The organism is Alteromonas sp. G4i35 (genome assembly GCF_054960375.1).
The window spans coordinates 226383-235222 of the sequence record NZ_JBHNZD010000002.1; the positions used below are offsets into that span (position 1 = coordinate 226383).

Annotated in this window: 6 protein-coding genes; 2 read left to right on the forward strand and 4 right to left on the reverse strand. The window is 45.5% G+C overall.

What is annotated here, in order from left to right; translation table 11 throughout:
* Window positions 1-15: 15 nt before the first annotated feature.
* Window positions 16-333, forward strand: coding sequence for a GFA family protein (locus ACFI6L_RS01935; RefSeq protein WP_239245196.1), 318 nt, complete (start codon window positions 16-18; stop codon window positions 331-333).
* 93 nt (window positions 334-426) lie between these two features.
* Here the strand turns inward: ACFI6L_RS01935 and prsR are convergent, their stop codons facing one another.
* The 4 genes from prsR to ACFI6L_RS01955 all read right to left on the reverse strand — a co-directional run bounded on the left by prsR (window position 427) and on the right by ACFI6L_RS01955 (window position 7418).
* Complete coding sequence (prsR, locus tag ACFI6L_RS01940) at window positions 427-1788, reverse strand: PEP-CTERM-box response regulator transcription factor (RefSeq protein ID WP_014950451.1); 1362 nt, start codon at window positions 1786-1788, stop codon at window positions 427-429.
* A 75-nt stretch (window positions 1789-1863) separates the two neighbouring features.
* Entirely contained in the window at window positions 1864-3936 is a 2073-nt protein-coding gene (gene prsK, locus ACFI6L_RS01945) for an XrtA/PEP-CTERM system histidine kinase PrsK (RefSeq protein WP_462573326.1), read from the reverse strand.
* 147 nt (window positions 3937-4083) lie between these two features.
* Window positions 4084-5208, reverse strand: coding sequence for a beta-ketoacyl-ACP synthase III (locus ACFI6L_RS01950; RefSeq protein ID WP_462573327.1), 1125 nt, complete (start codon window positions 5206-5208; stop codon window positions 4084-4086).
* Window positions 5209-5615: 407 nt separating this feature from the next.
* On the reverse strand, window positions 5616-7418 hold the full coding sequence (locus ACFI6L_RS01955; protein WP_462573328.1) for a choice-of-anchor I family protein: 1803 nt from the start codon (window positions 7416-7418) through the stop codon (window positions 5616-5618).
* Between the two features lie 501 nt (window positions 7419-7919).
* On the opposite strand from ACFI6L_RS01955, the gene ACFI6L_RS01960 reads away from it, so the two are divergent.
* Window positions 7920-8717 carry a M48 family metallopeptidase gene (locus ACFI6L_RS01960; protein ID WP_014950456.1) on the forward strand — a complete coding sequence of 266 codons (798 nt, stop codon included), beginning with the start codon at window positions 7920-7922 and terminating at the stop codon, window positions 8715-8717.
* Window positions 8718-8840 lie beyond the last annotated feature (123 nt).

Sequence of the window (8840 nt, forward strand, 5' to 3'; positions counted from 1 at the left end):
TAGAGGAATAGAGATATGTACAGAGGAAGCTGCAGCTGCCAAGCAATTCAATATGAAATTGATCATATCGGAGAGCTTGACGCCGATGACGAAACGCTAAGCCATTCAGATACCAGTGAACTGCGCGTTACAATTGAAAAAGAGCAGCTGGTTATTGACTGTGCTCCGTCAGCGCTAGCGGAACTACACGAGGCTAATAACGAAACCCACCACGTGTGTAACATTTGTGGGAGCGTTATCTTTGTTGAGCGTGGCTCTAACCAAGTGTCGGTTGAGGTGACCTTCAGCGGTCATGACGTCTTAGCAGAGTCTCACTGCCAGTTTGTATTTTAAGTGGGTACACAAGGATAAAGGCGAACTGCGAGTTCGCCCAGATATCAACAGGTGAGAAGTACATTTCTCTCTTGTTTGGTAGTCATGTCTACCCTAGTCGCTATTTTTGATATCTTCCATATGGTATTTATCAATGAGCGAATACAACGTGGGACGAGTGACGCCAAGTAATTCTGCCGTTTTCGACATATTCTTATCTGCTTTTTGATAGGCCCTGCGAATAGCTCGACTTTCAGCAATTTCTCGCACTTCACGCAGATTCAACGTTTCAGGCTCATCATGGGCATCTACAGGCATCAAGCCTAAATCGTCAGGTTGAATTACCGTACCTTCAGCCATAATAACCGCCGACTTTAGCTTGTTTTGCATTTCTCGAATGTTGCCCGGCCACTTATGGGCTAGCATGGCGTTAACTGCAGTTTCTGAAAAGCTCTTCGCTTTAGCTTTGAATTCTTCGCGATAAATATTCAAGAACGTACGTGCAAGTAAAATAATGTCTTGGTCTCGTTCACGTAAAGGAGGGATCATGATCGGCATTTCCCCCACACGGTAATATAAATCTTCCCTGAACGTTTCTTGCGCCACCATAGCCTGTAAATCGCGGTGTGTTGCACAAATTACGCGTATATCAACGGGAATTTCATTGCGTCCACCAACGCGCTCGATCACGCGCTCCTGCAAAAACCGAAGCATCTTAGCTTGCAGACCAATGGGCATATCACCAATCTCATCTAAAAACAGTGTTCCGCCTTGTGCTGTTTCTATCTTGCCGACGGTGGTTTTGTTCGCGCCAGTAAACGCCCCTTTTTCGTAACCGAACAACTCACTTTCTAGTAAGTTCTCTGGGATAGACGCACAGTTAATAGCAACAAAAGGTTTGTCTTTTCTAGGGCTGTGTTCGTGAATACTGCGCGCGAAAACTTCTTTACCTGTGCCACTTTCACCAAGTAACAGAGTGCTTATGTCGGTATTGGCAATTTTCTCAGCGCGACGTACCACTTTTTGAATAGCTTCGCTGTTACCCACTATTCTGGACATGCCAGAACGGGTGCGGGCAAGAATGCTATTCTCATGCTCTAACTTAGACAGATTAAGCGCACGGTGCACCAATAATTTGATGGTATCTGAATCGATAGGCTTCTGATAAAAATCGTATGCCCCAAAATCGATTGCTTTTAATGCGTGTTGTTTATCGTTATTACCTGTAACAACGATAACTTTGGTTCTAGGCGCTAGCGCAATGATGTCGTGAAGAATACGCAAACCTTCCGACGCATTCGCTGGATCTGGCGGAAGCCCTAAATCTAGGGTAACAACCTTAGGTTCAAAACGACGGAGCTGGGCTATGGCAGATGTGTGATCGTCCGCAAAAACAACGTTGTAATCGGTAAGACTCCATTTAAGTTGCTTTTGGATACCTAAATCATCATCTACTACCAAAATGGTATCGGTCATTTCATCATCCTATTATTCTACTTCATCCATCGAAAGGGAGTGGATTTGATAATATCCACTTTTTAGTTATACGCCCTATCCTATCGGAAAATACAGCGTAAAACAGCTACCGCGTCCAGGTTCACTTTGAACAGTTAGTTTGCCACCGATAGACTCGATATATGTTTTTGCATCATATGCACCAATCCCCATACCAGCATTGCCTTTCGTGGTATCAAATGGCTTGAATAGTCGCTCTTCAATAAACGCTTTATCCATACCTGACCCTGTATCTTCTATCAAAACTAGCTGCGTTTTGTTGTCAGAATTTCCAGTGATCACCACGTCGACTTCTCCGTCATCTGCGGTTGCCTGCTGAGCGTTGCTGATTAGGTGATAAAGCACGTTTGCCACCTTATCCTTATCAACCGTCACGGCCGTTTCTTTTAGCACATGAACTGTTGGTAGCGGACGTAAACCTGAACAGCGGTTGTTGACCACATCTTTGGCCAGCTCCGAAATCAAAAATTCTGAGTTTACACCTTCTTCAACGGCCTTCTTATCAGTCAGCTGCTTGAGCATTTTTTCCATTCTTGCCTTAGTATGCTCTAAGGTTTCGAAGGTGTCTTCGATAAATTCAGGGTTGTGTTTATGCTGTTGAGCATTGGCAAGAATAAGGTCGACTTGAGCTAGTACATTTTTTAAGTCATGTAAAACGAACGCAGACATTCGATTGAATGCCGCAAATTGGGCGTTTTCTGCTACCACTTGAGCGGCCTCGTGGTGCTGCATGTACGTGCCTACTTGCTCAGATACGGCGGTTAGATAGTCTTTCACTTCCCAATTTAAAGTGATTTTTTCATTGTCTCCTGACGCGAGAACAGCAAATCCCCACAGTTTTCCCTCTTTTAAGAAAGGCACGAAGAGTTGGTAGCCCCATGCTTTTAGTGCATCTCTATCTAGCTTTAACCCCTCGTAATCGAATGGTTTGACGAGGTAGGCGTCCGTATCAATGATCCAGCCATTTTTGTCGCTGTAACTTGCGAGCGTTTCCAACGTTGTACAGGTAGGGTTGTTTTCTTTCGAATCAGTTGACGCTTCATTGTTATCTGTTGCCGCAGTGTTTGTAATAGGTGATGCCTTAGCCACGCATTCATAGCCATTCTGCGTTACTTTAAACAGCAGACCTGACTCATATTGAATGGCGTTAAGCATTCCTGTTAGGCCAGCGTGGTAAACATCTGATGAGGTATCCCCTGCACGTGTTAACCACTGCGTTAATTTCACCCATTCAACCCGGTAGTCGAACTGATTCGCAAAGAAATGTTTAGTGATAAATACTTTTATCTTAGTGCGAAAGCCGTTGGACAAGAATACCGTGGCGAGCAATGCGAATGACATCACAACCAATATGATTTGAACCGTCGCTCCCCAGTTGCCTCCCATATAATTTATGGCGTAGCCGACAACAGCCATCACAAAAAGATAACCGCCCGCCACTAAGAGTAGAGAGCTGTGCAATACCACGTCCCGCGAGATAAAGATATCAATGCCCCAGTGATGAATTCGTCGAATCGATATGACGAGTAAGGGCATTAACAAGAAGTAAATATAGCCTCGTGCCGCTATGTAGCCAATTTCAACCTGGTTTACCATGGTAGCGTTTGCATAGGTAACGAACTCAAACAGGTTGGTTGCTCCCAGATAAATAATGATGGGTTTAAACGCCCACTGCTCACGCCCAGCCTGTCGATATACAACTTCCAGAAGAACAAGCACTTCTAATGACAACACGATCAGTACAAGAAAGCTCCACGCGGGATTAACTACCAATAGATAAGGGGCGAGCAATGCTGCTAGTGCGGGGGCAATAATAATTAACGTTACAGGTCGTTTTAGAACGTCGAAGATATTACTAAAGCTGGTTTGTATACAGCCAGCCAAAAAGAGTAGCCATGCGAGCTGCTTAAGCACGTCAGCGCTGAGTAACCAGCTTAGCGAGATAGGTCCAAATAGCGAAGTGATTAAGGTTGTAGACCATAAAAAGGTGGCTGCGGTCGCCAATACCAATAAATGCTTGGCTACGCCGGGTTTGCGTACCGTTAACAACAGCAATAAAAGGGCTAAGTGCGCCAGACTATTTAACCCATAGCCTACATCTGAAATCATCCTTTTATCTCACCTTTATTATCATTATTTAGGAGATGAAATACAGGGAAGCGCATTGATGCAACGTCCCTGAAACTTTCGATATACAGCACATAACGTTTTTTGGCTAGGTACGGTGCGCAGGCATCGCCCGCGCTATGATAAAAACTATCGTTTACGGATCACTAGTGAGCCAATTGAATACCCTGCACCGAAAGAGCAAAGTACTCCCACGTCACCGGCAACCAGGTCTTCATGGTTTAAACCAAACGCAATCACAGATCCCGCAGAAGCCGTGTTAGCAAACTCGTCCAACACAATTGGCGCTTCGGTACGGTCAGCATCGCGACCTAACAGGCGTTTGCAAATCAAGGTGTTCATATTGATATTAGCTTGGTGAAGCCACCAACGCTTGACGCCTTCTGGCGTAATGTCGTGACTCGCTAAATGCGCTTCAATATGCGCTGCTGCCAATGGACACACTTCCTTGAAAACTTTGCGACCCGCTTGATGGAACAGCTTATCAGGTCCATACGGATCAACGTCTTCGGCACGTGTCATGTAGCCAAAATTAGAACGAATATTGTTTGAGAATTTCGTCAATGCCTTGGTGCTTAGCACGTCGTACACGTGCTCACTTTTGGCGGTTTCAGCAAGCTCAAGCACAGTCGCCGTAGCCACATCGCCAAAAATAAAGTGACTGTCGCGATCAGCGTAGTTAATTTGCGGTGAGACCAACTCAGGGTTAATAACCAACACGCGAGTCGCATTTTTCGCGCTCAGCATTTCATAGGCGCGATGCATACCGAACGTTGCAGCAGAACAAGCAACTAGCATATCGAAACCAAACCCTTCAATATTAAGGGCTTCTTGTACTTCAATTGCAATCGCTGGATAAGCTCGCTGGGTGTATGCACACGACACAATCACAGCATCAATCTCACCGGCAGAAACATTGGCGGATGCCAGAGCTAACTTGGCCGCTTCGACGGCAATTTCGGCTTGGTGAGAAAGTTCGTCATCTGCTCGAGGGGCAATCTTAGGCTTCATTCGAGTGATGTCTAGCGCCCCCTCTTTTTGATAGATGTAGCGACTTTTAATTCCTGATGCTTTTTCGATGAACTCTGCACTTGAATAAGGCATTGCTGCTACATCACCTGATTCGATTTGCGCTTTATTTTCTTCGTTAAACGCATCTACGTAAGCATTGTAGCTATCTACGAGCTCTTCGTTAGTTATACTGTCTTTAGGGTGCCATACACCCACACCACTAATCACAACTTGCTGAGACATAGGCATTCTCTATTATTTGATAGCACTACGGTGGTATTGAGCATTGCGTTACTCTGTGTCCTAAACGCATCTATACCAGTGCAATTGAGCCTAATCGTATTTACCTTTAGAAATACGATTGCGTTTTATGGGTTATAGCTTACCTTAATCCTCCAACGGTGTAACCATAGTGAACGCAAGGAAAGCTCTATTCCTCCGTTTAATACCAGCCCGCATAGATAATTACCCACTCAGCGAGACTTAAAATGTTCGTAATCGTGGCGTGTTTTCGCAGGTATAGTGGCTCTACATCAAGGTGACACAACAAAGAGTAACGACATTTTAAACTCGCCCTTCGGGAAGGTCTGGCGCGCTACCAATAAAAAACCCCGCTTCAAAGCGGGGTTTCATGTAATCAATGGGGGAGCTTACAGCTGGTTGATTTGCCACACCGTTACTGTGCCGCTAACTTCGTTGCCTACTACAAGAAGAGGCACACCACTTGGGCTGTCTTCAGCGCTAACAAAAATCAGACTTTCTGGCGCTAGGTCACCAATGACATCGTCGCTTGTCAAACCCTCGGTTAGGTCACGGTTAATTACATATTCTGCAAATTGAACGTCATAAGGGTTAGTAACGTCGTATACGAAAATACCGCCCATGCGCTCTGTGCCGATAAACGCGTAAGTGCGATCGCCAACTTGACCCACGGTTAACGCTTCTGGCTCAGGACCTTTATTCTCTGAGCGCGAGTCGCTTGCATTTTCATCGTCACCATTGTTGAACTGCGCCCCATGAACCGACGCTGTAATACGTTCAAAATCATCACCCGAGTCATAAACCACTAAACCGTTTTGATCCCAGATTGTGAATGAACGTGCACCGTAAGCGTACGCTGCATCGTACTCGCCGTTTCCGTCAGCATCACCCATAGCTGAAGTTACACGTAAGTCGTCCGCTTCACCTGTCGCCTGTAGCATAGCTAATTCAGAGTTGGCGGCAGCGGTAAGATCTTCTACTTTAACTTCGTCTGTATAAGCTAGACAGCCATCATCTTCGTCAAAATCAACACCACCTGCAGCAGTACATGCCGCCTCATCAGCAGCGTCAAAGAAGTACTCACGGGCATCGCCTTCGTTAGCGGTAAGAATGAAAGTCGCATCCTTCCATGTAAAGTTAGCAATGGTATCAGGCTGGTATACACCATAAATACCTGTGTACTGACCAAAACTCACCGCATCATTTTCTTGGATATCAATATTAAGTCCAGCCCAAGACTTAGTTCCTAGGCCGACGACATCTACCGTTAACTCTTCCAAGTCAATAATCGCAAGGCCATTGTTTTCCTGAAGACTAACGTATGCAACGTCGTTAGTAGCGGTGATGTATTCTGGTTCCAGATCTTTCGCTACCGTTGAGGTAATCGCCGTGCCGTTAATCGTGCGTCCTGCTGGGTTAGGAAACATCATTCCCTGCGCCATCAAGTCTGCTTCAGTACCGTTTAGAGCAGTAAAGCCAACGGTCGTCCCCGTTTCTTCTGGCTCACCACTTGCAAGAATATTAATGACGCTAACAGAACCTTCAGGGTCAATGGTGTAGTCATCAGAAGGCTCACCCTCGTTCGCTACCAACACTTTGCCACCATCTGGCGTAAAAGTGACCATATCCGGTAGGGCGCCAACCTCGACAGAATCTAAAAAGGCTGGAGCAGAACTGTCTAGCCCGTTGTAGAACAACACATAACCGTTATCAGTTTTAACGTCTGCAGGTACGGCAACAGCCATAAGGTCACCGCTAACCGCAATGCTTGTTAAGCTACCTAAAGTCACACCATTTATATCGGCAGGCAGTGCGATAGTGGTAAGCGTTAGCGTAGTGGTGTTTATCGGATCAGCCATAGTAGCCGTGCTTACGCTAGAGGCATCAATAACTGCTATTGTATTCGTCTCGCCGTTTGTCGCGTAAATCGTATTGGTCTCAGCATGGTACTGAACAATTTCTGCGGCCGTTTGATTGCCTAAGAAAGCACGACCAACGATATCCATTGCAATGCCGATTGACGCATCGGTACCATCACTTCCGTCTGTCCCTGGGTCACCTTGTTCACCCTGAGGTCCTTGAGCTCCTGTTTCGCCCTGCGCACCGTCGTCACCGTCAAGGCCACATCCCGTGAGCGCCGCTGATACTAAAAATGCAAGTAACCCGTATTTAAACTTATTACGCACTGCCATTTGATTTCCTTTTTATTTGTATTTTTGTCGTACGTTATGAGGCTCGAGAAACCCAAGGATTTTTCCACCTTGTTCTCGCAAAGCGAAGGAAGAAAACAGGGATCCCTAACCTTAGTACACCAGAAATTTTATGTAACTTCTATGTATAAATTAGAATCAGTTTATGACACAAATATTAAATAGGCAAAAGCGCGTAACTTTTCTATAACAATAGATGGCACACACGCCGCTTTAAATATGGACAGCACGGAGCAGTAGGCTCAAAGTAATCACACTTCGCTCATGCAATTGTAAGCATATATTTCAAGATCCCTCGGCGTGTAAGGAAAAACGGTTTAGCTTAACAGCGGAACACGCTTCGCTTTTTCAAAGGTATAGTTTTATTTATAAGCACTATCTGATACTAATATTGCCAAATAGACGTATAAACTGAATGGGATAGTGCTTTAGCGCGCAAAAGTGAGCGAAGCGAGAACATTCAGTTATTAAAAAGGATTAACCATGAAATTGAAATTCACAGCTTCGGCAGTTATTGCCGCAGCGCTTACTTTAACAGCCTGTGCAACATCTCCTACGGGTAGAAATCAAGTGTTGCTCTATTCTGAAACTCAGCTCGCGCAAATGGGTGATCAGGCATTCACGGGCATGAAAGAAGAATTAAAAATTTCGAATAAAGCGGTTCAAAATTCTTACGTAGAATGCGTTGCAAATGCCATCACTGCTCAAGTACCAGCCACGGTATTCAATGGACAATGGGAAGTCGTTGTATTCGACGATGAACAAGTTAACGCATTTGCGCTACCCGGTGGAAAAATTGGTGTCTATACAGGCTTGCTCAACGTTGCAGAAAACCAGCATCAACTTGCTGCTGTCATTGGCCATGAAGTAGGTCATGTTATTGCAGAGCATGGTAATGAGAGAATGTCGCAGTCAACATTGATAAATATGGGCAGTCAGGCGGTAGGCCAAGTTTTAGCCGCGAATGAAGTGCCTCAGTCGGGTCCCATCATGGCTGCGATCGGATTAGGTGTTCAAGTCGGTGTCCAACTTCCTTTTAGCCGAACTCATGAATCTGAAGCCGATGTCATTGGTCTTCAGCTAATGGCGAAGTCTGGGTTTGACCCAAGACAATCTGTAAACTTGTGGCAAAACATGGACGCAGCAAGCGGCGGCAACCGCCCAATGGAACTTTTGTCGACTCACCCAGCACCTCAAACCAGAATTGATAATTTACAAGCGAACATGCCTAACGCCTATGCAGACTATCAAGCTACTGCTTACCGCCCGAACTGTCGCTAAAAGTATGTAATGCTATTCCGCATAGGCCATTACCCCGCTCAGCGAGAGTTAAAACGTTCGTAATCGCGGCGTGTTACGTCGCACTTAATCTTAGAATAAAAAAAACGCTGCGAAATGCAGCGT

What these genes read in the sequence shown, in the direction of transcription:
- ACFI6L_RS01935 (WP_239245196.1), top strand. Translation starts at nt 16, where the DNA reads ATGTACAGAGGAAGCTGCAGCTGCCAAGCAATTCAATATGAAATTGAT.
- prsR (WP_014950451.1), bottom strand. Translation starts at nt 1,788, where the DNA reads ATGACCGATACCATTTTGGTAGTAGATGATGATTTAGGTATCCAAAAG.
- prsK (WP_462573326.1), bottom strand. Translation starts at nt 3,936, where the DNA reads ATGATTTCAGATGTAGGCTATGGGTTAAATAGTCTGGCGCACTTAGCC.
- ACFI6L_RS01950 (WP_462573327.1), bottom strand. Translation starts at nt 5,208, where the DNA reads ATGTCTCAGCAAGTTGTGATTAGTGGTGTGGGTGTATGGCACCCTAAA.
- ACFI6L_RS01955 (WP_462573328.1), bottom strand. Translation starts at nt 7,418, where the DNA reads ATGGCAGTGCGTAATAAGTTTAAATACGGGTTACTTGCATTTTTAGTA.
- ACFI6L_RS01960 (WP_014950456.1), top strand. Translation starts at nt 7,920, where the DNA reads ATGAAATTGAAATTCACAGCTTCGGCAGTTATTGCCGCAGCGCTTACT.